Consider the following 24,939-nt stretch of genomic DNA (forward strand, 5'->3'; position numbering starts at 1 on the left):
CCCGCATATTCTTCCGTTATGAACGAGCAGATGGGAGCTCGGATCGGCGATGCGGAGCGGGAGCGTGCCCTGCACACCCTGTCGCACCACGTCGGCACCGGACGCCTGAGCCTGACCGAATTCGAGGCCCGCAGCACGATCGCCGCGACCGCCACCACCCCGGAGGAGCTGGCCCAGGTGCTGGTCGACCTGCCGATCCCCCTCACGCCCGGCGCTACCGCGGCGAACTCGCACCCCGCGTCGCTGACCGGGGTGATCGCGGTGTCGATCGTCGTGCTCGCCCTCGCGGCGGCACTGACCACCGGGCACTGGTGGTGGCTCGCGCTGATCGCCGCCGCCCCGGCGCTCGTGGTCTACCGGCGCACCCGCTGACTCGGCGGGCCCGCGGGCAGCCCGCCTACCACCAGCTCCGCGGGCGAATCCGATTGGCGAGATCGACCAGCCGATAGCGGTGCCAGCGGTCGGGGGTGAGCTCGGCCAGGGCGCGCAACGAGGTCTCCAGGGCCTGCCGCAGCCCGGTCCCGGTCACCGGGACACCCAGGATTCGTTCCAGGCGTTTGGTCTGCCCGCCGGCCCGCACCCATTCCAAAGCCGCCCCGACAACGATCGCGCGCATCTGCAGCGACCGCGGATCCCGCGGCAACTTCTCCACCCGCGCGGCCGCCTCACCGAGGTCGGCCTCGATGATTTCGGCGGTCGGACGGGAGACCAGCAGGAAGCTCGCGGTCAGCTGAGCCGTCCCCGAATGCCGCGAGGCCGACGGTATCTCGTCCAGCACCGCCACGGCCGACAGCTGATCGGAATCCGCGGCCAGGCGACGGGCCAGCCCGAACGCGGCGCTCACCACGCCGTGATTGGTGTGCCACACCGTCCGGTAGTGCTCCATCGCGGCCTGGTGCCAGCGGTTGGCCTCGGCTGGGCTGTCCAGCTGCTGCAGGATCAGCTCCGCGGTGGCGGCCATGGCCAGCGCCGGGGCGATCTCGCCGGGAACCATCGCTTGCACCTCGTCGAAATGCCGGTATGCGCACTCGAACTCGCCCGCGAGCATCGCGGCCACGCCCCGATGCCAGTCGATACGCCAGTCGGTCGCGTGCAGCGGGGTCAGCACGTCCAGCACCGCTCGCGCCGCGGCCACCTCACCCAGTTCGAGATGCGCCTGGACCGCGGTCAGCGCGCCCTCCAGCTCGAACGTCTCCGGTTGGGTGACCACCCCCTCGGAGATCCGGGAACTGATGCGGCGCAAGGCATCCAGCACCGTGTGCGGGTCGCCGTGCAGCGTGGACAGCAACTCGGCGCTGGGGTCCTCGGCGTCGATCAGCGGCACCGGCAGCACCGCGACGACGTCCGCGGCGGCCACGGTGGGCATGCTCTGTGCGCCCAGCATCACGCCGTCCGCCTGAGCGATGAGGGTATCGATGCCGAAATCGCCACGCAGGGTGCCGAATTCGACCGAGGTCTGCGGATGCTCGCGGCCGGTCTCGGTGGCCAGCACCATCCGCAGCACGCCCGCGAACTGGCAGTACATCGCGTAGGCCGAGGGAAAGCGCCGCCCCGGATCGGGATGGGTGGAGCGCAGCAGCAAACGCCGTAACGGTGGATAGCGGCGCAGCACCGGATCCGACTCCAGCTCCGGGATTCCCGGCAGGAAGTTGCCGTCGGGCCCGATCGGCAGGTGTATCGCGAGCGCGGCCAGGGTGCGGCCCACCGAATAGAGGTCCGCGGCCACGGTCGGCCCCGTCTCGACGATCTCGGGAGCCTGGTAGCCGGGTGTGCCGTAGATGCTGCCGTAGGATTCCATGGCCGCGACGGCGCCGAGGTCGATGAGTTTGACCTCGTCCTCGGTAATCATGATGTTGTCGGGCTTGAGATCGTTGTAGGCCAGCCCCAGCGAATGCAGGTAGTCCAGCGCCGGCAGCACCTCGAGCATGTACGCCAGCGCCTCCGCGACCGGAATACGCTGCGGCGACAGCAGATCCAGCATCTTCTTCAGCGAACGCCCACCCACGTACTCCATCACGATGTAGCCGGCCGAGGTCTCGCCGGAGGTGTGCTTGACGAAGTTGTGAATCTTCACGATGCCGGGAAATGCCATCTCCGACAGGAATTGCCGCTCGGCCAGGGCCACCACGTGGGCCTCGAAATCGAGGGGGTTCTGCAGACCCTTGAGCACCACCCAGCGGTCGCTGACATTGCGGTCGACCGCGAGGTAGATCCAGCCGAGCCCGCCGTGCGCCAGGCAGCCCTGCACCTCGTACTGCCCGGCCACCAGTTCACCCGCGTGCAACGCGGGCCGGAAATTGAATGGGGAGCCGCATTTTCCGCAGGTCCCGGTGATCGCGCCGGGACCCGCCTCGCTGCGGCGGCCCACCGGCGCATCGCACTTCCAGCAGAACCTCTTGACCTCCGGCACCTCCGGATCGGCCAGCACCGCGGTGCGCGGATCGAGCGGAGTCACCTTCGGCATCTCCACCAGACCACCGCCGAGCCGCCGGACGCTGGGCCGCGTACGGCCGGTGCGACCCGACGCCGGGCCCAGACCCAGGCCCAGATCCCCCTGCACCGCGGCGAAATCCGTTTCGGACAGGAGATCGAGCTCACCCGCGAGCGCCTGGGCGTCCGGCTTGCGAGCCACCGGGCGGGCCAGCTCCTGCGCCGAAACCCGTTCCGAGAAGACGGGATACAGCGGCCGGGCGGCGGGATCGACCGGGCGCCGCGTGGACCACGGATCCGCGGCGCGGCTCGCCGCCTCGCCGCCCCGCATCCGGCGATCGGCCCACGGGTGCAGTATCGCCGGGTCGGAAGACCTGGACTGCTCGGGCATGGGAACCTCTCGTACCCATCGATGATTCGGGTCATCATTCTGATTCACCCTCGTCTCGCTCGCGGCTGGTCCTTCCCGGCACCGGGAATAGCGTCAGTCCTTATCGGGCTCGATCGTCAGCGGATCCTCGGCCGGCGACGTGTCGACCGGCGACGTCTGGGCCGGCGGCTCGGATTCGCCGTGCGGGACAGGGAGCTGCCCCGCGGTGACCGCGCGCCAGTCGGCGGCGATCTGACGCGACCGCTTCCGGGTGAAGAACCATCCGATGGTCAGCACCGGAGCCATCACCACCACCATGGCTATGATCGCGCCGCGCTGGACGTCGTCATCGCTGGTGGCCATCAGTGCGACCACGCCCGCGAGGAACACCAGCGTCGCGATGGTGGTGTACGGCGCGCCGATCAGCCGATAGTCCGGGCGGCGCACCAGCCCCTTGCGCGACCACTGCCACAGCTTCAGCTGGCACAGCATGATCGTCGTCCACGCGGTAATGGTGCCCAGCGCCGACATGTTCAGCACGATCTCGAATGCCCTGTCCGGCACGATCGCGTTGAGGCCGACGCCGATGAGTGCGATGGCGCCGGTGGCGAGGATTCCGACGTATGGCACGCCCGACCGCGACATGCGCGCGCCGATGGCCGGCGCACTGCCGTTGGCGGACATCGAGCGCAGGATCCGACCGGTCGAGTACAGCCCGGCATTGAGGCTGGAGAACGCGGCGGTCAGCACCACCAGGTTCATGATCGTCCCGGCGCCGTGCACGCCCAGCCTGGCGAAGAACGTGACGAACGGGCTCTCCTCGCTGGTGAAGTCGCCGTAGGGCAGCAGCAGGCCCAGCAGGACCAGGGACCCGACGTAGAACAGCGCGATCCGGGCGATGACCGTGTTGATCGCGCGCGGCATGACCTTCTCGGGATGCTTCGCCTCACCGGCGGCGGTGCCCACCAATTCCACTGCCGCATAGGCGAAAACGACGCCCGTTGTCACGGTCACGAGCGGCAGCAGGCCGGTGGGGAACAGTCCACCGTTGTCGGAGAGCAGTACGAAGCCGGTCTCCCGGCCCGCGATGCTGAAACGGCCGCCGAGAATGATCGAGCCGACGATCAGGAAGGTGACCAGCGCGACGACCTTGATCAGCGCCACCCAGAACTCCAGCTCGCCGAACCAGCGCACCGAGACCAGATTGAATCCGGTCACGATCACCAGGGCCGCCAGCGCGATCACCCACTGCGGAATCACCGAGGTCGCACCCCAGTAGTGCACATAGGTGGCGATCGCGGTGATGTCGACGATGCCGGTCATGCACCAGTGGAAGAAGTACATCCAGCCCACGCCGAAGGCCAGCTTCTCCCCGTAGAACTCGCGCGCGTAGGACACGAACGAGCCCGAGGACGGCCGGTGCAGGACCAATTCGCCCAGCGCCCGGAGCACGAAGAAGACGAACACCCCGCACACCGCGTACACCAGGAACAGCCCGGGTCCGGCCATGCGCAGCCGTTCGGCGGAGCCGAGGAACAGGCCCGTGCCGATGGCTCCGCCGATCGCGATCATCTGCAACTGGCGCGGACGCAGGGCCTTGCGATAGCCATGATCCTCGGGATGTAGGGCCGCGGGCGCGATCGCCTGAGCGTGCGGTTGGACGGCTGTCATGATCCGGGCCTTTCACGTGACGAATATCATGTCGACATTGAATGTACCGCTGATTAACGGCTCATAAACTTCCCTGCGTTGGGAGGTGGCCACCCATCAGTGGGAGCAATCCCGGGTCCCACCAGCGGATACGCTCGACACAGTCCCGGTGTGGACCGGTTGGTTGTCCACCGAAATTCGGCTGTGCGACAGCCGATCCGCACGGGAGCGTTCTGCGAGAGCACAGCCTGCGAGGAGGGCGGACATGGCCTGGTTCGAACGGGAGTTCATCGCCGTCCCCGAGAACCGCAAGCACCAGCTGCTGTACAAGTGGCCCGATGTGAGTATCCGCCGCTTCTCCCGGGTCGCGGTGAACGCCGACGAGATCGCCCTGTTCGTGAAGTCCGGGCAGGTGGTCGCGGCCATGGGGCCCGGCCGGCATCGTCTCGACGGCGACCAGCTCCCAGGCCTGGGCGCGATGATCGAGTCGCTGACCGGTGCGAATTACTACCGCGCCGAACTGTATTTCGTCTCCACCCGCGAGATGCCGGGCGTCAAGTTCGGCGGACGTCTGGCCGACATCGCCGACCCGGTCAGCGAGCAGGTGGTGACGTTGCGGGTGTTCGGCGAATTCTCCCTTGCCGTCCGCGATCCGGGGGAGCTGATCACCTCGCTGGCCGGCACCGCCGATCTGAGCGAGCCCGACGCCGTGCGGTCCTGGTGCGCCAACCTGCTCATGAAATCCATGAAAGGGGCTGTCACCCAGGGGATCTCCCGCGGTGACTGGCCGCTGCTCGGGCTGTCCGCGGCGCTGGAGCCGATTGAGGCGGCGGTGCTCTCGCGCACCAATCTCGCGCTCTACGAGTACGGCCTGCGCATCCCCCGGATGGGCAACTTCGACATCACCCTCACCCCGGAGGACTCCGAGCGGATCAAGCGACTTGCCAAGGACCGCACCTACATTCGTCTCACCGGAGACTTCGGGCGATACGCGGCGGGCGAGCTGGCCCTGGGGGCGGGGCAGGGCATGGCGCGCGGCGGGGAGGGATTCCTCAGCACGGCAATGGGTTTCGGTGCCCTGGGCAGCGCGCGGACCCCGTGGAGCTCCCCCGCCGCGGCGGTGGGCGCCCCCCACGATTCACCCGCGGCACCCGCCGCACAGCCCCACTGCCCCGACTGTCACAGTGCCAATCCCGCGGACGCGCGATACTGCCAGCAGTGCGGCGCCCCGCTCGGGGGACCTCGCCGCTGCGCAGACTGCGGCGCGGAGCTGGCCGCCACCGCCCGCTACTGCATCGGTTGCGGCGCATCGGTTCCGAGCGCCTGAGCCACCTTTGCCGCGACGTCGTGGCGGGGCGCCCGGAAATGCCTTCAGCTCGGCGCGACGACGCTGCGCAGCCGACGAACACGGCGAGTCGGGCCGTTGCCGGCGATCGCGGCGGGGTCGTACCCCGTGACCGCGATCGCGTCGTACCCCGTGCCCGTGACCGCGTCATACGCCGGGAGGGGAGCCGGGGCGCTACTCTCCACGGCGGCCGGGCCGGGGACCGCGACGCCCGCCGGGTCGCCGCTGCCCGCCGAACCGCGGGCCGGGAACATCCGAGCCGCCGCTCCCCAGGGGGTCCTGGTGTCCGGCTTGCTCTCCCGGCGCGGCCCGCCGTCGAGCGCCTCCAGGACCCAGGTCCTCAGCGCCTCCCGTCGGTCGGCGGACACCTTCGCGCCGAGACCGCCCTGCCGCGTCTCCAGCTGGTCGGACAGGACGAAGTACAGGTCGGCGACCTCGGTCGCGTCGGCGCCGGTGCACTCGGCGAGGTCGAGGACCTCCAGCAGTTCGACGCGCCGGACCAGCAGGAAGACCTCCTCGGCCAGATCGGCGGGTGCGCCGCGCCGGATCGGGCCGCCCGAGCGCCGGAGCAGATCGGCGGACAGCGCCCCCGGACGCCAGGCCGGAATGCGGCGCGTCAGGGCCCGCACGCCCTCGCGGTAGCGGGCGACATCGACAGGGGTTGCCGAGCGCCGATAGCGCAGCCACCACTGCGACGCCAGATCGAGGGCGCACTGGGTTTCGGCTTCCAGTTCCGTGCGGACACCGGCGCCCATCCCCGCGGCACGGATACGCCACCGCAGCACGTTCAGGTCGAGGATCTCCATCGCCGCCAGGACCGCCTGCAACGCATTTTCGGTTGCAGCCCTGGACAATTCGTCATCCTCGCCGTGGCGACGATGCGCCGACAGATACGTCACCGTCGGCTCGAACGCCATGTCATCACCTTCCGAAACCGTGCTACTCATATTACGACTCACTATATATCGTGCCGTTATACAACGGTCTAATATTGGAGACTTCGCGATGAAAACGTCAGTCCAGCCCCGAGCGGAGCAAAAATGTCTGCGCGGTCGTCCGATCGGCGAAGTTTCCGGTCTCCAGATGCAGCCCGGACTGCCGGTCCGCGTACCAGACACTGTCCGAGGGGTTGATCGCGACGAACCGGGGTCCGTCCGCGAGAATCGTGCCGCCCGTCGCCCGCCACCGCGCGATGGTGGCCGTGAGCTGATCGGGCGTGTCGGTCTGCAGGTAGTAGCTCAGCGCCTGTCCGGCGGTCAGACCCGACAGCAGCGGCTCGTTCGCCGCCACCACGCACTTGTCGACCTTCTTGACGGTATCGAAAGGCGTGCACGACGATTCGGAACGCAGCGTGTCGGGCAGTGCCTGCTCGGCGGAGGCCGGGGCGTTCCTGCCCAGCAGCAGCGGCGAGGCGGAACACGAATGCAGGGCGGCGACGGCCACCACGCCGAGGACCCCGAGTGCCGCGACCACCGCCTGCCACTGCATGGCGCCCTTGACCTTGTCCAGCAGCCCCGGCAGGGCCTTTCCGACCTCGGGCAGGCCCCTGGCGATCAGCGGCATCGCGATCTCCCCGGCTGCGGCGACGAACTTACCGGCCTCGGGGCCGCTGACGAGCTTACCGACCTTGGCGGACAAGGGCCCGCCGCAGTGCGCGCACTGGGATTGCGACGCGTCGTTGTGATGCGTGCAGAACTGGCAGATCAGATGCGGGAGATTCAATGTCCGGAGATCACAATCGAGGAGATGGCGGTGGTGTTCACCGATGGGTCCCCCTTGGAGGCCAGCACCGTCAGAATCACCTTCGAGGCCCGTACGGACGGATTCATCTTCGTCACCACCAGCATCCGCTGATCCATGGTCTGCTGGGTGTAGGTGGTGATGTCCTGGTCGTTGAACCGATACGAAACCCGGCTGACCGTACGGTATTTCGCCCATTCGTCGGTGCCGTCGGTGCCGACGTGGTCCCAGCCCGGCACGATGCCGATCGAGTCCACCGCGAATGTGCGGCCCAGATCGATCGTGAGCACCTGGCCGTCGACGCTGTACGCGCGGCTGCAGGACCACGCCTTCCCGTCGCCGGAGAAGGCGTCCATGCCCGGCGTTCCGCCCGGAGGACAGTGCGACGCAGCGGATTTCACCTGGATGGGCGCATCGGCCGGGGTGGTCGGCGTGGCGGGCTGGGGGCTCGTGGACGCCGGCGCGGGCGCGGGGGTGATCACCGCGACCTGGCTCGAATTCTTGTCGCCGCCCGAGGTCGTGATGAGCACGACCACCAGCAGGACCACCAGGACGGCGGCCAGGGTCAGCGCCACCTTCGGCTTCTTGATCTGGATCAGCAGACCCTGCAGCGTGGGCGCGGCGGCCGAGCGCGAGGTGGAGATCGGACGCGACGGGGCGGCGGTCGCCTCGGGCGCGGGCGTCGACGGAGCGGTCAGCTTCGAGGCGACCTCGGAGAACTCCCCGGAGTACTCCAGTCCCGCGGCGGCCGGGCTGGTCTCGCCGTTGAGCAGGGCCAGGATTCGCTCGCTGGCCTTGGGCCCCGCGGCGGTGCGGCGCGGTCCGGGCACGCTCGGATCGCCGCGGTACACCTCGCCCGACGACGGTGCACCGGCCATGAACTCGCCGGGAGAGGCCCCCGGCGCCATCGGCGCGGACTCGACGGACACTCGCGGCGGAGCCGCCGCGACAGCCACCGCGGCCGGCCCGCCCACCTGGGGATCGGGCGCCGCGCTTGCCGTCTCGGACACTGCGCCCCGCCCGAAAGCGGGATCCGCCAGCAGCGTGTCCAGGACGGCGCCGCGATGACGCAGAAACACGTCCGCGCGCTCCTGGGCAACCATGATCCGGATGCTAGCCCCGTCGGACGGCCCGGCGTGTGGCGCGATGTTCCCGCGCCGGGGAATACCCGCCGGACGACTCCCCTACTTCTCCTCGGTCACGAAATACTCTGGGGGAACATCGAATACGCGAGCCAGCGCGATGATGAGATCCAGTCGCGGAATGGACTCCCCGTGCACGAGCCGATACAGCCCGGACTGCGATACCGGCACATCCGGATACGCGAGCTCCAGATGCTGCGCCAGCGAATACAGCGTCAGCCCCCGCGTCGCACCGCCCTCGGTGGCCACCACCGACTCCTCGATCAACTGCGAGAGCCGACGCGAGAAAATTGCCGCGGCCGCCTGCCTGGGGGTTGCCTCACCTTCGCCACCGGATTGGACTTCGCCCACCTCGGGCTGCGCCTCACTTGCCACGCCGACCAACATTACCGTCCCATCCTCTCGAATATGCCGTGGGCATTCCACCGAGGATCGCAATTTCCCAGGTAGTGCCATCGAATTTGCCTATGTGATGTGTCGTGTATCAGGGACCGACACCGGACCGGAGCCGCTGGCGAAGGCTGGCGCCGCCGAAACCGGCACGGCCGAGGCGGGCGGTGCCGCCACGTAGCCAGGTGGTTGCAAATACCGCGTCTCGCCGTGTGGCTCGATCAGGTCGACCCGCACCGTGCGCATCGGAATGCTCACGTCGACCGTCGCGTGGCCGACCTGTTCGATGGTCAGATCCGCATTCCGGCGGTGCGGGGCGCCCGGATCGCTGATCGTCACCGTGGTGTGCGCGGCGGAGGCCCGCGGCGGCACCTGATCGAAGACGGCGATCGTCACCGATGACGAATCATCGTCTCCCGCAGTGCCTTCCGAATCCGTTGCCGGGTTGGCCAGGCGCAGCGAATGGGCGTCGCCGATCGCGGCGACCAGTTGCCGCCAGCTGTCCGGCCGCGCCGAATGGACCTCCACGTCGGCCCCGACGGCCATGGCGCGCAACACGATCTGCTGCGCCACCGGCAGCACGGCATGCACGTCGATCGTGCGGCGCTGCGGGTTGTACCGGGCCGGGTCGTACAGCGGCAGCGCCAGGGTATGCCGGGGCTGCCCGCTGATCGCGCCCAGGATCTGCCCGTTGGGCCCGATCGCCACGGCCAGCTCCTCCAACACCTCTTCAGGCGCGGTGTCGATTCCCGAATCGGCCTGCGGCAGCGCACGTATCGAGGTGGACGTGGGCAGCGAGGCCAGCAGCGCGGTGGACTGCAAACCGCCCAGCGAACGTAGGTAGCCGGCCGGCGCCCGCCGGGTGGGCGGCCCGACGTAACGCACCAGCGCGCGCGGGCCCACGGTGTCGGCGCTCAGGCTCACCACCACTGTGGTGTGGCCGCGATTCCAGGTCCAGCAGTCGTCCAGGCTCGCGCCGTTCATCCGGGTCCAGTCGACCAGGTAGCTGGTCACACAGCGGCCAGGCACCGAGGACTGCAGATGCCGCCAGGTTTCCCGCAATTCGGCCGGTTCCACCCCGGCGTGCAGCAGCAGGGTCGCCTCGACCAGGGCATCGGCAGGCAGCGCGTGGGCGGAGACGCCCTGTTCGCGCAGCCGCTGGGCGATGCGATGGGTCGCGGTGGCCAGTGCCTTCGGCGCGACCGTCTCGCACGGCCCACGCCGGGACAGCGCGGGCAGATTCCGCTCCTGATCCAGCCGCACCACCAGCCACGTCAGCCGGTGCCCGACCACCGGCTGCGAGCCGATCAACTGGTCGTACAGCATGCTGTAGCTGCCGGTCGGGCGCAGGCGCTGCCCGGTCGTCACGATGTCGATGTCGACGGCGATGCCGAACTGATCCAGCATCGGCAGCAGCCCCGCGACCGAGACCGTGTCCTCGGTGTAGATCAGTTTGTCCGAGATGATGGTCGGCAGATCCAGGTCGGGGGCGAGCTGAATCATCGACAGCAGGGTGACCTCGTTCCCGCTGACCCCGCATACTCCGGCGGAAACCTCGACATCCCACGCCGGTGGCAGATTCGCCCGTAGCCGGGCCCGCGCTGCCAGGCCGAAACGATAAGTGCTCCAGTCGATCATCGCCCGAGCCGGCGTCCGGGCCCCCACCTGTACCGCGACCGAAAACAGCAGGGTCGTCACCACCACCGCGCTCACCCACCACGGCGTGCGCCCGATCAGACCGGTCACCGCCAGCGAACCCCCTACCGCGACAACGGCGAACGGACCGCGCTCCACGCCGCCGATCCGAACCCGCACCAAGCTCATTCACGCCTCCGGAACCTGTTCGCGCCCAGTACCACCGCACCCAGCACCAGAACCGCCGCGATCACCGACGCCGCCGCGATGCCCGGGCGCAGATCGGCCGGGCGCGGACGCGGCGGCATCGTCAGCCGCGCAGACAGATTCACCCCGGCGGGGGCCCGCGGCGGCGTGCGATACCCCAGCGCCACGACCGGATCGATGACCCCGACCCCGATCGCGTCGTCCACGCCCCACGCCGGTTCGTGGGCGCTGGCCGCGAGTCGGTCGATGATGTCCTGCGAGTTCTCGCGCGGAAAGCGGGAACGCAGCAGCGTGGCCGCCCCGGCGACGTAGGCGGCGGCGAACGAGGAACCACCGACCGGGGTCAGCGAGCTACCCGACGCCACACCGTTGATCAGGGCACCCCCACCGGGGCCGAGGGATTCGATGCCGGTTCCGGGCGCGCCGAGCGAAACCCACGGTCCCAGCATCGAATTGGACACCGGGATGCCATTGGCCGTGGTGAAACCGACGGCAACCACGTCCGTGCTGAAGCAACCCGGCGTCGAAATGGTCTTCACATCACGCCAATTGCGCACATCGCCGGGCCGGCTCGGATCGAGGTCGGGATTCCCCTCGCAGCCGTTCTCCCCGGCAGTCCCGGCCCCCGCGATGATCACCGCGTCGCGCGTGCGCGACGCGTATCCGACGGCGGCGGCCAGCATCGACTGATCCACGCCCGAGGTCACGGCCGTGCAGATCGGCACCGACACCAGGATCACCCCGGCACCCATGTTCGCCGCATGGATGATCGCGCGAGCGAGCGTGCGCACCTGCAGCGCAAGTTGTTGCGCCGCATCGGTATTGACGTTGGTCCTGAGGCTGAACGCATCCGAGCGGTAGCGGATGGACAGAATGTTCGCATCCGGTGCGACACCGGTGAATCCGTCCGCCTGATCCGCCGCCGCGCCGATGATCCCGGCCACCAGCGTGCCGTGCGCATCGCAGTCGGACAGCCCGTTCCCGCCGCTGGTCACGTAGTCGCCGCCGCCCAGGAGATGTGGCAGCCTCGCATCCGGGCTCACCCCGGTGTCGAGCACCGCAACGGTGACCCCCGCGCCCCTGCTGAGGGTGCGCGCCTTGTCCAGATTCAGCATCTGCTCCGGCGGCGGGACCCGCGCCAGATCGCTCTGCGGCAGTACACCGGTCCCCAGGCAACCCTTGTCCTGCTGGTAGGGCAGCTCCGGCCCCGGCGGGCCGTCCACGATCGAAGCCCCCACGATCACCTGTGGCGGGGCCATTGCCGCCGCGGGCGCGGCAGACATCGCGAAACATCCGGCGGCGACCAGTACGCACGACACGGCGCCCCGGAGCGATCCCGCACGACCCCTGCCGAGCCGCACGCTCACCCCGTCGAACCCACGGGTCATCAGATCGCACGCATCGCGGTGTAGATCCCCATGATCCAGCAGGACAGCACGGGGACGGCCAGGATCAGTCCGTACTCCGCCAGATCCGTCAACCGTCGGGTCACCGGCGACAGCCGGACTCCCGGAAGCCGCACGGCCGCAAGACAACCCAATGTCGCCATCGCGGCCACCACGAGCGGCACCGCGAGCCGGGCATAGGGGGTGTGATACGCGCCGACCTCGACGAAGGCGACACCGATCACGGTGATCGCCGCCGCGGCGACCAGCGCAACGGCCTGCACACGGTCCGGATACCAGCGGGCCCGCATGCCCAGGATGCCGGCCACCGCGACGGCCAGCACGATCTCACGGATACCGCCGGGGCTCACGGCCGCGGCGCAGATCGTGGCCCCGGACAACAGGATCGTGATCGCGACGATCAGTCCGCGCAGACTCAGCACGGCCAGCCGGGCACGGGCCTCGATGCCGTCGGACCGGGCCACCCAAGGGTCGCCGGCCTCCTCGGTGAACTCGTCCTCGCGACCGGACTCGGCGTCGAAGATGTCGGCAAGGGTGGGGGGCGCGACCTCGTTGCCCGGGTCGGGCAGGTCCGGCGGGCGGATGCGTGCGGCCAGCACCGCCAGCCGCGGCCCGGAGGTCAGCAGTACCAGACCCGCGAGAACCACGCCTCCGGCAACCTGTTTCGCCGAGATGCCCAGATAGGTCGCGGGCAGCACCGCGATCGCGAGGGCCGCGCCTAGCACCGTCACCGCCAGCAGCACGGTCACCCCGTGGCCCGAAATCCGGAGCATCGCAGCCGATGCCACCGCGGCCACCATCCCACCGGCGGCCAGATTCGCGGCCGCGAACGGGCCGGGATGTCCATAGGCGGGCGGCACCAACATCGCCCCGCCCGCGAACAGCAGCGGAATCGACGCGACCGTCAGGCCCAGGGCGATCCGCGTGACGCCCGGCCGCCGCCGAATCCCCATGGCCGCAAGCCAGCTCGTCGCGCCGAGCAGCAGCGCGGGCACGGCGCACCACAGCGTCGAACCGGTATCGGTCCAGATCCACGACAGCATCACCGCGATCGCCAGCGCGGCCGCGACCACCATGCTCACGCCCGCGACAACCGAAGCGTCCGCGTCGTATTCGGCGAACTCGCGCTCGTTGATCATCGCCAGGGCATCGGTAACGTCCTCGACGATCGGGGTGAACGACTCGGCCGATTCCACGATCGACAGCATCATCACCGTGCCATCGACGACATGGTAGTCGGACAGGCTGCGCCACCGGGGAATCGGCGCCTCACCGGGGCGGGCCAGGCTCCACTGCCCCGCGGCGGGCGTGAAATCGACTGTGTCGTCGTCGATCGCGTCGGACAGCACGCCCAGCAGGTCGTCGATGAACGTCTCGATCGTGAACTTCGTCGGCAGCACCACGTCGACCTGATAGGTCGCCACCATGACCGCGATCCGGGCGCGCGCCACCTCCGCCGAAGGCGCCGCCGGCGCGGCGGGCGCGGGCGCAACGGCGGTGCTGGTCATCGGTAGCCTCCCGGTTCTGCATGGCGGCCATCGTGGAAGCCCGAGAAGTTGTCGGCCAGCGCCGCGGCCAGCTCCTCGAACACCACCTCGGTCTCCTTGTCCAGCAGGCGCAGGTCGATCTCGGCGCCCTCGGCCAGATGCTGATCGTAGGGCACCACGCAGGTCGGGCGGGAGACGGTGGCGAACAGCTTCTCGATCTCGGCCACCTCCACGATCGGCTTGTCCGGCCGCTGATGCACGATCGCCACGATGGAGTTCTCGACCAGGTGCGGAAATCCGTGCATATTGAGCCAATTCAGGGTCGCCACAGCACCTTTCACGCCACCGACGGTGGCCGGGGTGACCACGACCACGGCGTCGCTGGACTGCATCACGGTACTCGTCGCCGAGGTCAGCACGCCGGTGCCGCAGTCGACGAGCATCAGGTTGTAGTGGCGGCGCAGAATGTCGGTGGCCGCGGCGAATTCGGGGCCGGACAGCGCCTCGACGGATTCGGTCGTCCACGGCGAGGCGACGACCGCAAGGTCGGCGGAGTTGATCGCGGTATACGAGTGCACGGCCGAAAACGCATCCAGACTCTGGGCATACGCAAGATCGCGAAGGGTCAGCCCGTATGGGTGGCGGCTCGTCCGCGTGGCCAGGTCGCCGAAATCCGGATTCGCGTCGATCGCGACCACCCGGTCCGGGCGCAGGTGCGAGAAGGTGGATCCGAGCGTCGCGGTGATCGTGGTCCGGCCCACGCCGCCCTTCACGCTCAGCACCGCGATCTGATAGGTCCTGGTGAGCGGGCGGCGAATTCGCGACCGTCGATCCTCGAACCGCCGCTCGGACGGGGATAGTCCGAGGTTGAATCCGACCTTGTTCAGCGCGCCGCGCATGCCAGCGTTGGAGCGCAGCTTGGCCTGCTTCATCGCCGCGATCTGGCTCAGCAGATCCTGCGAGGACAGGGTGGCCGGCATGACCTCGGGGCGATGAACCTCGGGGTGGGCGGTGGTATAGGCGGTGGGACCCTGTGCCCACGGCGGAGCCGCCGATGTTGCCGCCCACTGCGTTCCGGGCATGTGGGTGGCGTGCGGTCCGGTGGTGGTGACATCGCGGCGTGCCAGCGAGGCAGCGGGCGGGTAGGGGACCTCGACCTCGGGTGGCTGAGCGGCCGCGGCCGGCCGAGCGGAAGTCTCGGGTGGCTGCACGGCGGCCTCGGGTGGGCGTGCGGTGCCCTCACCCGGTCGTACCGTGACCTCGTCGGACCTGGCGGATGCCTGGTTCGAGCCCGGTACAACGTTGTGCCGTGCGGAGATATCGCCGGATGGAGTCGACACTTCGCCCACCGGCGCGGCCTGCCGGCCGAGCGGTTCGGACACGGCTGGCGGGACGAACGGCTCGGACACTGCGGGCGGGGCGAACGGTTCGGACACTGCGGACGAGGCAAAAGGTTCGGACACGGCGGACGGGGTAAATGTTGCGGGTGGTGTGACGGGCTGCGCCGGAATCGAACCGGACTCGCCGGCGGCGCCCTCCTGCGGACCGACCGAAACCTGTTGCGTGGGCCAGGGACGATCAATCTTCCTGGTTCGTCCCGACTCCGAAAAAGGCTGCTGCACTTGCTCATCCGGTCTCTCGGCCGTCGATTCGGATGCCGGTTCGACCGCGCCGGTTCCGCGCTCGCCGGGGCGAACGGCGGGATACGTTCCGCGGGCCTCCACGCCATCAATCGCCACGGCATCCTGGGTGAAGTAGGCGTCGTACCCGCCGCGCGTGCGGACGGTACGCGCCGTGTCGCCATTCGTATTCGTCCGGCTCATATTTCCTCACCCTCTCGAAAGCCGCAGCGGCACACGATCAGTCGCTCCGGCTGGTGTCGAACCAGCTGTGGCCGGGCATCAGATCGACCAGAGCCCGCATTCCGGACAGCACGGCGGCGTCGTCGCCGGGCGCGTAGGTGTACCGAACCTGCCCGTCCATCGCCACCCGGGGGGTCACGACGATGCGTCCGGACAGGGTGTCCTGCACCGTCATCACGATCTCCGGAATCGCCTCCGCGCCATCGTGATGTTCGAGTATCGCCAGATCCGCCCGCCGCAGGACCTGATCCATGGCACGGCTCAGCGCCGCAGCGGTATGCGTCTGCGCTCCTAGTTCCTGTAGTGCCCTGCGGCGCCGCTCCTGCCCCGAGGGCACCTCCGCGAACTGCTCGAGGGTCGCGGTCATCGGGGCGAAATTCAGTGCGGGAGAGGAACCCAGCGCCGCGAGCAGGGCCTCGCAGATCGTCTCGAACTCGCCCGGACGACAGAACACCGACTGGATCACCACATGATCGCCGTTGCGGATGGCAAACACATGATCCGTACCGCGGCGCACCAGGGACATGCGCAGCAGACCCTTGTCGGCGTCCTCTCCCTCCACACCGGTGTCGACGATGCGCGCGAGCAATTCGACGTCCGGCCGATAGAGGCAGTTCAGCCAGCGCTCGACCACCGGATGCACCCTCCCGTCGACCAGAATTCCCGCCTGGGTGAGTTGCGGCCTGATGACCTCGCGCACCCGGTTGCGGTCGGCGACGAGGAATATATTCGGCCGCAGCGCCAGCATCCACGGATAGGAGTCGATGCCGACCAGATCCTTCAGGAAAAGGGCGGCATCGACATTCACCTCGATCGAGACGGGATCGGTGTCCGCATCATTGCCGAGCTCCCAGCCCAGCGCGGGCTGGTCACGCGGTGACGCGGACGACATCTCGGACAAGTGCGGTAGCCCCACTAAACCTTGATGGCCAGGAAGCGGTTTGCGTTGCTCCGATCGGTAGCCGACATCTGACCTTGGCTACCGGCGACGTCGCCGACCGCGACCTCGAGCTGGTGGATAGCGGTGTTGTAACTGTCGAGCTTCTGCTGGAAGGCATGGAATGTCGTCTCGTAGCCATGTGCACCAGCACCTTGGAATTCGGACAGCAGCTCGTTCTTGAGACTTTGCATGTTTGCCAAATTAGTTTCCATGGACGTTACGAGTTGCCTGAGCGTCGCGGTATGCTCATCGACCGCGGTGAAGTCGAACTTCATGATTTCAGAATCCTTCCGTGTTTTCCATCGATGCAGGTTCGGTCAGGTCAGTGAGTTCAGATCGGCGGTGTTGATCTTCCCGCTCCAGTTGCCGAGGTCCGCGCCGGAACCGTCGCCTGTTGCTTGCTGGGCAGCAATCTTGGCAGCGCCCTGCAGGTCCTCCGCATCCACCTGAACGCCGGAACGGGCCAGCCCTTCCGAAATCTGTTCCAGCGTACCTGCGAGGGATTTTCCCTGTGTCCACGCATTTCCGAGGGCGGAGTATATCTTTTGCCCGGTGTGATCGCTCTGGACCGCCGCCTGTAGAAGATCCTGCACGTTGGACAGCGCCCGCAGCTGACTCTCCAGCTCGCCGAGGCACGAGGCAGTGTCGTTGGCCCCCTTCTGTAGCAGTTGCGGGTCACCGGTGTATGTAATGGTCGAGCCTGCCATGTCCAATTCCTTTCGAATCAGTGGCTATTATTCAGTCCCGATGAGAATCACCGGCGACGTATTGCGGCGCGGCATCCTCGTCGGCGGTTTCGAGAACCCCGAACGAGAGCGCGAGATCATCGGCCACATCCTGGACGGCCTCGTCGTCCCGAAATTCGAGAACGCCGATCACCGGGGCGTCCTCCAGCTCCGGCACGTTCGGATCCGCGCCGGGCGCGATCACCCGTCCGGATGTCCGCCGCTTCTTCTCCTTGTCGCGGCGCATCCGCTCGGCCGGTGCGCTGGCACCCCGCGACGCAGCGGACGGAGCCATCGGTTCCGAAACCGGCTCGTCGAGCGCGCCGAAAACCTTTGCCGTACGGGCGGCCCAGTTGGCGGGCATCCGGAAACCCGTTGCGGCGCCGGACATCGCGCCCAGGCCGCCCCGCGCCATGTTCATCGCGACCATGCTGCCGACGCCGCCGCCGAGACCGGCCAGCGTGCTGGAGTACGGCGAAAGGCCGTAGGGGTCGTACTGCTGCCCGTAGCCGGCGTAGTCCGGGAGATTCTCCGCGCCGGGCGGATTCAGCGCGTCGGCCAGCGCCGACTCACCGGGCCCGAGACTCGGAAGCTGTTGTGACGCCGCCTGTCCCAGTGCGTCCGCGGCCTGATTACCCAGCGTGTTCGCGGCCTGATTGCCGAGCGTGGATCCCGCCGAGCTGACGGCCTGCGAACCGGCCGATGTCACCGACTGGCCGGCCAGTGAGACCGGGTTACCGACTGCGGTGGGCGGCCCCAGCGGCACGCCGCCACCGCCCGTGATCGGTATCCCCGCACCCGGACCTCCCAGACCGCCCCCGCCGCCGCTGGCGATCTCCGGCGGCGGAGTCACGGTCGGCAGGCCCGCCACAATCGTATTCGCCGCAGCCGAATACGTTGTCATCGAGGTCGCAGCCTGCCCCCGGAGCACAACCTCGTAATAGTATTCCGCGCCGAGGGCCGCGTGGGTCATCACTCCCGTAGTGGCCGCGGCGATCATCGCGGTGTCTCGCGCCGCCCTGGCCGCCAGGCACTCCGCCACCGGCGGCATGATGCCGACCGCCGTCATATAGGCTGCCGCCGCGCCCGAGGCGACCTGCGCGCTGCGCGCGGCGTTTTCGGCCTGACCGTGCAACCAGGCGGCATGGTTGCCGAATGCCGTCTGCGCCGTCTGGCCCGTCGGCCAGATCTGCCCCATGGCATGGTTGGTTCCATCGGAGTCGCCCGCCGCGGCGTGCAATGTCGCCGCCATCGCGGTATAGGCGGCACTCGCGCCCTGCATCGGGACCTCGCCCGCCCCGAAGGTCAGGCGCGCGGCGTTGACTTCCGGTGGCAGTGCGATGAAATCGAACGTCTGCGCGAAACTCGACAGCGAGCTCATCAACTGACCGACCTGTGCCACCTGCTGAGCGTGGGTCAGTGGCGTTGTCACGTACCACGCCGCGTCGGGTACCGGCGCGTAGACTCCGAAGCCCGGTTGACCAGGCGTGGGGTCCGGGCGCTCCACGGGCAGGAAGCCGGCGGGCGTCTGGGTGGCGCCCGTCGGGGAGACCTGTGACGTCGTGGTGGTGTTGACGGTCTGAGACGGGGGCTGATTCGGATTCTGGAGCCATGAAGATGGCGACGGCGAAGTCATCGACCGCTACCTCGGCTCGTCAGGCCCGCTCGAAGACGTCCCGGGAGCCGACCTCCGCGCCGCCCGAGACATCCGTGCTGTGATAGGTCGAATTCGCCTGCAGCACAGCACTCGAACCGTCCTGCTGGTACCCCACCGCGGTGGCGGTCGGCGAGAAGAACGTCGGCCTGTATGTCGTCAAGACTTGGGACAGCATGTGTGTCACGACATCCAGTGCGCCCGGAACCGGGCCGGCCGGACCGTAATTCGTCGAAATCGCCGTACCCACCCCCGCTGCGATTTGCGCGTGCGAGCTGGCAACGCCGTTCAGGCCCTCGTGGAGTTCAACACGACCAGACATTGAAATGCCTCCTCATCGCCGGCCCGCTCGAACCGGCCGTATAAGGAGAAAACTAAGCCATTCCCACTTGTGGGAACTCGAGGAATCAATCCGGCGTCCATGCGGATTGCACCAGGTCACGGCGTGAATGCAGGGGCTCGACGAAGATGCCGCGGCCGACCGGCTGCTTGCTCGCCTTCACGTCGCCGATGAGAATGCCGTCCAGCTTCGAACCGTCCATGATGAAGCCCGAGGAATTGAGGTTCTTCATCTGCCCGAGCACGTTGTCGTACATCGCGGTGTCGGCCTGGGCGATATTGCGGGCCACGATCACGTGCAGTCCGGTGTCGCGGCCGTCGACGATGATGTCCTTCAACGGTTCCAGCGGATTCAACGCGCCGCGCTGGGCCACCATGTGGTAGTCGTCGATCACGACGAAGACCTCCGGCCCGCTCCACCACGAGCGATCCCGGAGCTGCTGGGAGGTGACGCCGTCGGGCGGCCGGCGGTTGCGCATCGTCGCGGCGAAGCCCGGCAGGCTCTCGAGCACGTCGCGCTCGCTGGTCAGGTAGCCGATCAGCTGCGATTCCGGTACCAGGTCCATATGCCTGCGGCGATAGTCGATCAGCACCACCTTCGCCTGGTCGGGCGCGAACTGACGGCCGATCGACCGCAGCAGCGCCGACAGCACGGTCGACTTTCCGCTGCCCGAGGAGCCCAGCACGATCAGGTGCGTGGAAACGCCGAAATCGACTGCGGCGGCGCCGAGGTCGGATTCCCGGACGCCGAACGGCAGCACCAGCCGTTGAGCCAGCGACACCGGCTGGGGACGCCCCGCGGTGATCTCTTCGAGGGTGATCTGCGCGGGCAGCAGCCGCACCTCCGGTGCCCGGCGCCCGCCGTATATCCGGGCGAAATGCTCGATGGCCGAGGCCATTCCGGCGCTGACCGACGCGGCCTCTCCGACCCCGTCGACCCGTGGCAGTGCGGTCAGCATGTGCAGGGCATCGGCGGAGATGCAGCGTCCGGGGCGATCCGGCGGAATCGAGGCGACCAAGGCGCGCTGGGCCATGAAGGAGGTGTCGGTGAGGTCGCCCAGGCGCATCTCCAGGCGGGTCTGCAGCAGATCCTTGATCGAGGCCCGCACCGCCGCCCAGCGCGAACTGCTGATCACCAGGTGCACACCGTAGTTCAGGCCCTGGACAGCGATCGCCTCCATCAGCGGCAAGTATTCGTCGAAATACGGCCCGGTGACCGCGAATCCGATGTCCCACCCGTCGACGACGAAGAACACGTCACCGTGTGCGTCGCCGCGCGCGGTCAGCTCGGCGGACTCCTGCGGTGAGTTCCGGCGGCGGCGGAATTCGCGCATGCCGTCGATGCCGAGCTCCGCGAACAGCGCCTGGCGGGCGGCGATCAGGTTGTTGACCAGCGCGAACGTCCGGCGGATGCGATCGCCGTCGCGGGCGGACGCGACGGACCCGACGTGCGGGAGATTACGCAGACCGGACAGGCCGCCGGAAAAGTCCAGGCAATAGAACTGGACCTGTTCGGGGGTGTGTGTGGCCGCGGCGGCCATGATGAGCGTCTGCAGCGCAGTTGATTTACCCGACTGCGGACCGCCGACCACCGCGACGTGACCACCGGCCCCCGACAGGTCCATCGACCAGACGTCCTGACGCTGCTGGCGCGGCCTGTCGATGATGGCGAGCGGGACTTGCAGCGTGCCGGGCTGGACCGCGGTGACGAGCTGGTCGACGGTCGCCGGAATACCCAACGGCGGCAACCACATCACGTGGGCCGGGCGTCCGTGCCCGGCGAGCTGCTGCAGCACGGTCTCCATCATGGTCACCGGATCGCCCTCGTCGGCGGCGGGCGTGGGGACCACCGCGGAGGCGGCGACCGGGGCCGGCTTCGTCTCGGTGATGTGGGCGGCCAGAAACAGTTGCGGCGGACGGTATCCCCCGGCGGACCGGTTCTGGCGCTTTCCGCCGCCGACGCTGGCCTGCGCCGGCGCGATATAGGGCTCGCCGACATATGCCGCCTGGAAACGCTGCAGATCGCCCGAGCCGACCCGCAGGTAACCCGCGCCGGGTTTCTTAGGCAGGTGGTAGGCGTCTGCGGTGCCGATGACGTCCCGGGAGTCACTGGTCTGGTTGGTGCGCAACGCGACTCGATAGGACAGGTGGGCCTCGAGTTCACCCATGCGGCTGGCGGGGACCTTCTGGGAGGCCAGCAACAGGTGGATGCGCAGCGACCGCCCCAGGCGGCCGATCGCGACGAACAGCTTGGTGAAGTTCGGATGCTGTTCCAGCAGTTCGGCGAATTCGTCGAGAATGATCAGCAGCGTCGGCATGGGCGGGAGTTTCGCGCCCTGCTCGCGGGCCCGCTCGTAGTCCGCGACGCTGGCGAAGTTTCCCGCGTCGCGCAGAATGCGCTGGCGCCTGGCCATTTCGCCGTTGATCACGTCCTCCATGCGGGTGACGAGGTCCGCCTCCTCCTCCATGTTGGTCACGACCGCGGTGACGTGGGACAGGCGATCGAAGCCGAGGAAGGTCGCGCCGCCCTTGAAGTCGACCAGCAACATGTTCAGCGTGTCGGGTGAATGCATCGCGACAGCCGAAAGCACCAGGGTCCGAAGGAATTCCGACTTGCCCGAGCCGGTGGCACCGATGCACATGCCGTGCGGGCCCATGCCGTCCTCGGCGGACTCCTTGATGTCCAGGTGCACGATGCCGCCCGCCGGGTCGTATCCGAACGGGATATTGAGCCGGGAGCGGTCGGCGTCGCGCCGCCGGGGCCACTGGCGTTCCACCCGGATCGCACCCGCGTCGGCGATGCGCATCATCTCGGGCCAGGTGGTCCCGACGGTGGCCTGTTCGGCGGCGACCGCCTCCACCACCGTGGAGAGGCGATACGGCGAGAGTGAACGCGCCAGCGACAGGGCCGATCCCGCGGACATGGCGTCGGCCACCCCGATGCGCCGCACGCCGCGCGAATTCACCTCGTGCAGTGAACGATCCGGGTCCACCGTGAACCGCAATGCACGCGGCAGGGATTGCTCGCCGGGACTCACGCGCACCCAGGTGCAGCCGTCGATGCCGGAGATGTCGCGGTCGGTGGCGGGGCCCCCGACGTCGACGATCAGTACGTAGTGCTTGCGTTCCAGGCTGGGGTCGGCGTTGGCGGTGAACGGACCCCGGTTGAGTCCGGACAACACCTTGACTCGCAACTCACTGACGGACTGATACACCATCCGGCTCGGCCCGAGGGCATCGGTGTCGGACGGATGCTGCACGTGCGGAAGCCATTTGAGCCAGTCCCAGCCGGGTGCATCCGGATCGGGCAGCACCGCGGCGACGGCCACCTGGTCGGGTCCGTGCAGCACCACGAGCTCGGCGATCATCGCGCGCACCAGCGCGACCACGGCGCCCCGATCGCCATCCAGCCCGATCAGGGGCGCGGAGAGCAGGTTGATCGCAATCGGCATTCCGCCGACGGTCGAATACGCCTTGGCGAACCGGGTGAGCTCGACCACGCCGACCGGATCCAGGTCGGAGGTGGGCGCGGCCTCGGGCACGATCACCCTGACCTGGTTGGTGATCCGGCCCCGGCCCATCCGTACGCGCAGGAACTGCGGGCTGGACATCTGGACCTCCCACATGCGCGTGCCGCCGATGATCGGGGCGAGCGCGGCGGGCCCGGGATGGGTGTAGCGCAGATAGGTTGACAGCTCGATCTCGGCGTCGCGAACCATCTTTCGGTGCTCACCGATACTGCGCAGATAGTCCTTGCGTTCCTCGTTGAGTCCGGCGGCGCCGGCTCCCCCACCGAATGCGCCACCCACCATGCCGAATACCGACGTGAGCATCATCATCGGGAACATCAGCATGGTCGGCGAGAGACTGCCGCCACCACGGAACATCATCACCATCATGCCGACCATCGAGGTCACCATGATCACGGGCATGATCGTCTTGATCCGGGACGGCGGCACCGGCTTGGGAAGCTCGGTCGGCGGCTGCAGGCGCAACTCGGTGACCGCGGGAGCCTTGGGCCCCTTGACCATCCGGGCGGGGCGCACGAAGCGGCGGGTCGTCATCAGCTACCTCCACCCAGTCCCACCGCGGCCTCGTCGGCGGCGACGCCGTCGTGCGCGAGGCGGGCGTTCTTCTGTGACAGCGTCGGTCCGACCGCGAGCAGCGAGACGATGTTCCACGGTGCGAGCACGGGAGCCCGCAACCCGAGCGCGGACAGGGTCGGATCCACTCCACTCTGGTCGAGCTGAGCGTCGACCCCGTAGCGCACCCCGCTGCCGGAGATCCAGTACAGCGACTCCCGGCGCGCGGACCCCTGATTCACCCCGGTCACCTGCACGAACCGCCCGAGGCTGTCGGTCAGGTACGCGGCGTCGGCCGTGCTGCCGTTCGAGGCGGGCGCGGTTACCAGCGCGACCGGGCTGTTCTGCTGGCTGACCGGGAGCGGGAGGCGCTGCCCCACAAGGAAATCGGCGACCGCGTTCTGCGCCGACGAGGTCCGGGACCAGTTGTAGCAGGACACGGTGAACTTGTCGGTGTCGACGAGCTGGATCGGGTGTGCCGGAAAGGTTTCCGTGCCGGGCCAGGTGCCGGGGCGCAGGTTGGCGGCGATCACGTCCGGGCCGACGGTGGTCGCCGTCGTGCCGGAATGTGCGTACCCGCTGCGCAGCATGGTCGCGAGCACCGGACTGATCTGCAGCACACCGGATTCGGTGACGGCGTAGTAGGTCTGGAAGCGATCCGGGGTGTACGTGGTCAGCACCGAGCCGACGGTGACGGTCAGCCCCGAGGACAGGGTCACCACGCGCCCCGCGCCCGTTATCTGCGGCACCTTGATCGCGGGCGCCTCCGGGATCGCGTTGATCAGACCCGCGGAGGCGACCAGCACCGGGGAGGTCGCGTCGATGCCCAGCGCCAGCATCACCGCCGAGTCCGTCAGGCCGATGAGAGCGCGCACGATCTGTTTGCTGTTGTCGCGGTATACGAGCCAGGTGTTCGAACCACTGCTCAGCAGCCGGGCCTGGCCGTCGGGCAGACCGTGATCGGCGTCGCCGTCGACGGTGAGCGCACCCCCGATCACCGTCGTCCACACCGGGCGCTGGGCGGTGGTGGGCAGCCCGGCCTGGTTGAGCGGGGCCTGGGCGCCGGTACGGGCGGAATCGCAGACGGTCCACGTGGAGTCGCGGGGGCCGTTGTCGGCGGTGCTGCCGGGTGCACCGGGAATGCCGACGAGGGGACCGCGCGGATACTTCGACAGCTCGTCGTCCGAGACCGGCACCGGATTCGACGCCTCACCGACGATCAGTCGCGCCGAGGTGAGATTCACCGCGGGATAGAGCCGATCGCCGATGTGCACGAAGAGCGCACCGGTGTTCTGCTCGGAGACGATCTTCGCCTGCGCCACCTTCTGGGCGGGCTTGAAGAAGGCCAGCACCGCCGAACCGAGGACGACCACGCATGCCAGCGCGACCCCGACCGACAGTGCGGTGGAGCGACCGCGCCCCGGATCGTCGACCATCGAGGCATCGCGGCGCACCAGCGCATGTTCGATGCGCCGGAACAGGAAACGCCAGCCCGAGATCTGATGCCGGGTGACGACCCGGAACCGAGGCACCCG

19 protein-coding genes are annotated in these 24,939 nt (G+C 68.5%); 2 read left to right on the top strand and 17 right to left on the bottom strand.

Annotation, left to right across the window (positions count from 1 at the left end; all coding sequences use genetic code 11):
* Window positions 1-18 precede the first annotated feature (18 nt).
* Window positions 19-372, top strand: a complete 354-nt coding sequence (locus tag ABH933_RS35405; protein WP_215922901.1) for a DUF1707 SHOCT-like domain-containing protein — start codon at window positions 19-21, stop codon at window positions 370-372.
* 25 nt (window positions 373-397) lie between these two features.
* Here the strand turns inward: ABH933_RS35405 and ABH933_RS35410 are convergent, their stop codons facing one another.
* A complete protein-coding gene (locus tag ABH933_RS35410; RefSeq protein WP_429424352.1) occupies window positions 398-2,821 on the bottom strand; it encodes a tetratricopeptide repeat protein in 2,424 nt (807 codons plus the stop codon).
* Window positions 2,822-2,914: 93 nt separating this feature from the next.
* The gene (locus ABH933_RS35415; RefSeq protein WP_429424350.1) at window positions 2,915-4,471 is read right to left on the bottom strand and encodes an amino acid permease; all 1,557 of its coding nucleotides are present in this window, start codon (window positions 4,469-4,471) and stop codon (window positions 2,915-2,917) included.
* A gap of 244 nt (window positions 4,472-4,715) precedes the next feature.
* Between ABH933_RS35415 and ABH933_RS35420 the strand changes: the two genes are divergently transcribed.
* Entirely contained in the window at window positions 4,716-5,777 is a 1,062-nt protein-coding gene (locus tag ABH933_RS35420; protein WP_429424348.1) for an SPFH domain-containing protein, read from the top strand.
* A 44-nt stretch (window positions 5,778-5,821) separates the two neighbouring features.
* On the opposite strand, the gene ABH933_RS35425 is transcribed toward ABH933_RS35420, so the two are convergent.
* The 15 genes from ABH933_RS35425 to eccB all read right to left on the bottom strand — a co-directional run bounded on the left by ABH933_RS35425 (window position 5,822) and on the right by eccB (window position 24,936).
* On the bottom strand, window positions 5,822-6,712 hold the full coding sequence (locus ABH933_RS35425; protein ID WP_429424347.1) for a hypothetical protein: 891 nt from the start codon (window positions 6,710-6,712) through the stop codon (window positions 5,822-5,824).
* A gap of 97 nt (window positions 6,713-6,809) precedes the next feature.
* Entirely contained in the window at window positions 6,810-7,517 is a 708-nt protein-coding gene (locus ABH933_RS35430) for a hypothetical protein (protein WP_429424345.1), read from the bottom strand.
* Entirely contained in the window at window positions 7,514-8,638 is a 1,125-nt protein-coding gene (locus ABH933_RS35435) for a hypothetical protein (protein ID WP_429424343.1), read from the bottom strand. The genes ABH933_RS35430 and ABH933_RS35435 overlap by 4 nt, the downstream gene beginning before the upstream one ends.
* An 81-nt stretch (window positions 8,639-8,719) precedes the next feature.
* Window positions 8,720-9,052 (bottom strand): helix-turn-helix domain-containing protein, encoded by a 333-nt coding sequence (locus tag ABH933_RS35440; RefSeq protein ID WP_429424341.1) that lies wholly within the window; start codon window positions 9,050-9,052, stop codon window positions 8,720-8,722.
* A 90-nt stretch (window positions 9,053-9,142) separates the two neighbouring features.
* The gene (gene eccE / locus ABH933_RS35445) at window positions 9,143-10,891 is read right to left on the bottom strand and encodes a type VII secretion protein EccE (RefSeq protein WP_429424340.1); all 1,749 of its coding nucleotides are present in this window, start codon (window positions 10,889-10,891) and stop codon (window positions 9,143-9,145) included.
* Window positions 10,888-12,192 carry a type VII secretion-associated serine protease mycosin gene (gene mycP, locus ABH933_RS35450; RefSeq protein ID WP_429424338.1) on the bottom strand — a complete coding sequence of 435 codons (1,305 nt, stop codon included), beginning with the start codon at window positions 12,190-12,192 and terminating at the stop codon, window positions 10,888-10,890. Before mycP ends, eccE begins: the two co-directional genes overlap by 4 nt.
* 104 nt (window positions 12,193-12,296) lie before the next feature.
* Window positions 12,297-13,823, bottom strand: a complete 1,527-nt coding sequence (gene eccD, locus ABH933_RS35455; RefSeq protein WP_429424336.1) for a type VII secretion integral membrane protein EccD — start codon at window positions 13,821-13,823, stop codon at window positions 12,297-12,299.
* On the bottom strand, window positions 13,820-15,265 hold the full coding sequence (locus ABH933_RS35460) for a MinD/ParA family ATP-binding protein (RefSeq protein ID WP_429424334.1): 1,446 nt from the start codon (window positions 15,263-15,265) through the stop codon (window positions 13,820-13,822). The genes eccD and ABH933_RS35460 overlap by 4 nt, the downstream gene beginning before the upstream one ends.
* Before the next feature lie 397 nt (window positions 15,266-15,662).
* Window positions 15,663-16,556 carry an ESX secretion-associated protein EspG gene (locus ABH933_RS35465; RefSeq protein ID WP_429424332.1) on the bottom strand — a complete coding sequence of 298 codons (894 nt, stop codon included), beginning with the start codon at window positions 16,554-16,556 and terminating at the stop codon, window positions 15,663-15,665.
* Window positions 16,557-16,579: 23 nt separating this feature from the next.
* A complete protein-coding gene (locus ABH933_RS35470) occupies window positions 16,580-16,879 on the bottom strand; it encodes a WXG100 family type VII secretion target (protein ID WP_429424330.1) in 300 nt (99 codons plus the stop codon).
* A 42-nt stretch (window positions 16,880-16,921) separates the two neighbouring features.
* Complete coding sequence (locus ABH933_RS35475; protein WP_429424328.1) at window positions 16,922-17,311, bottom strand: hypothetical protein; 390 nt, start codon at window positions 17,309-17,311, stop codon at window positions 16,922-16,924.
* A 31-nt stretch (window positions 17,312-17,342) separates the two neighbouring features.
* A complete protein-coding gene (locus ABH933_RS35480; RefSeq protein ID WP_429424326.1) occupies window positions 17,343-18,965 on the bottom strand; it encodes a PPE domain-containing protein in 1,623 nt (540 codons plus the stop codon).
* Between the two features lie 19 nt (window positions 18,966-18,984).
* Window positions 18,985-19,305 (bottom strand): hypothetical protein, encoded by a 321-nt coding sequence (locus tag ABH933_RS35485; RefSeq protein ID WP_429424324.1) that lies wholly within the window; start codon window positions 19,303-19,305, stop codon window positions 18,985-18,987.
* A gap of 85 nt (window positions 19,306-19,390) precedes the next feature.
* On the bottom strand, window positions 19,391-23,386 hold the full coding sequence (gene eccCa / locus ABH933_RS35490) for a type VII secretion protein EccCa (RefSeq protein ID WP_429424322.1): 3,996 nt from the start codon (window positions 23,384-23,386) through the stop codon (window positions 19,391-19,393).
* On the bottom strand, window positions 23,386-24,936 hold the full coding sequence (eccB, locus tag ABH933_RS35495; RefSeq protein WP_429424320.1) for a type VII secretion protein EccB: 1,551 nt from the start codon (window positions 24,934-24,936) through the stop codon (window positions 23,386-23,388). The genes eccCa and eccB overlap by 1 nt, the downstream gene beginning before the upstream one ends.
* Window positions 24,937-24,939: the final 3 nt, after the last annotated feature.

The organism is Nocardia sp. GP40 (assembly GCF_050434125.1).
In the GTDB taxonomy this organism is placed as follows: domain Bacteria; phylum Actinomycetota; class Actinomycetes; order Mycobacteriales; family Mycobacteriaceae; genus Nocardia; species Nocardia albiluteola.

Coding starts and splice junctions, on each gene's coding strand:
- mycP (WP_429424338.1), bottom strand. CDS start 12,192: ATGTCTGCCGCGCCCGCGGCGGCAATGGCCCCGCCACAGGTGATCGTG.
- ABH933_RS35420 (WP_429424348.1), top strand. CDS start 4,716: ATGGCCTGGTTCGAACGGGAGTTCATCGCCGTCCCCGAGAACCGCAAG.
- ABH933_RS35435 (WP_429424343.1), bottom strand. CDS start 8,638: ATGGTTGCCCAGGAGCGCGCGGACGTGTTTCTGCGTCATCGCGGCGCC.
- ABH933_RS35465 (WP_429424332.1), bottom strand. CDS start 16,556: ATGTCGTCCGCGTCACCGCGTGACCAGCCCGCGCTGGGCTGGGAGCTC.
- ABH933_RS35475 (WP_429424328.1), bottom strand. CDS start 17,311: ATGGCAGGCTCGACCATTACATACACCGGTGACCCGCAACTGCTACAG.
- ABH933_RS35425 (WP_429424347.1), bottom strand. CDS start 6,712: ATGGCGTTCGAGCCGACGGTGACGTATCTGTCGGCGCATCGTCGCCAC.
- eccE (WP_429424340.1), bottom strand. CDS start 10,891: ATGAGCTTGGTGCGGGTTCGGATCGGCGGCGTGGAGCGCGGTCCGTTC.
- eccD (WP_429424336.1), bottom strand. CDS start 13,823: ATGACCAGCACCGCCGTTGCGCCCGCGCCCGCCGCGCCGGCGGCGCCT.
- ABH933_RS35415 (WP_429424350.1), bottom strand. CDS start 4,471: ATGACAGCCGTCCAACCGCACGCTCAGGCGATCGCGCCCGCGGCCCTA.
- eccCa (WP_429424322.1), bottom strand. CDS start 23,386: ATGACGACCCGCCGCTTCGTGCGCCCCGCCCGGATGGTCAAGGGGCCC.
- ABH933_RS35480 (WP_429424326.1), bottom strand. CDS start 18,965: ATGACTTCGCCGTCGCCATCTTCATGGCTCCAGAATCCGAATCAGCCC.
- ABH933_RS35470 (WP_429424330.1), bottom strand. CDS start 16,879: ATGAAGTTCGACTTCACCGCGGTCGATGAGCATACCGCGACGCTCAGG.
- ABH933_RS35485 (WP_429424324.1), bottom strand. CDS start 19,305: ATGTCTGGTCGTGTTGAACTCCACGAGGGCCTGAACGGCGTTGCCAGC.
- ABH933_RS35405 (WP_215922901.1), top strand. CDS start 19: ATGAACGAGCAGATGGGAGCTCGGATCGGCGATGCGGAGCGGGAGCGT.
- ABH933_RS35410 (WP_429424352.1), bottom strand. CDS start 2,821: ATGCCCGAGCAGTCCAGGTCTTCCGACCCGGCGATACTGCACCCGTGG.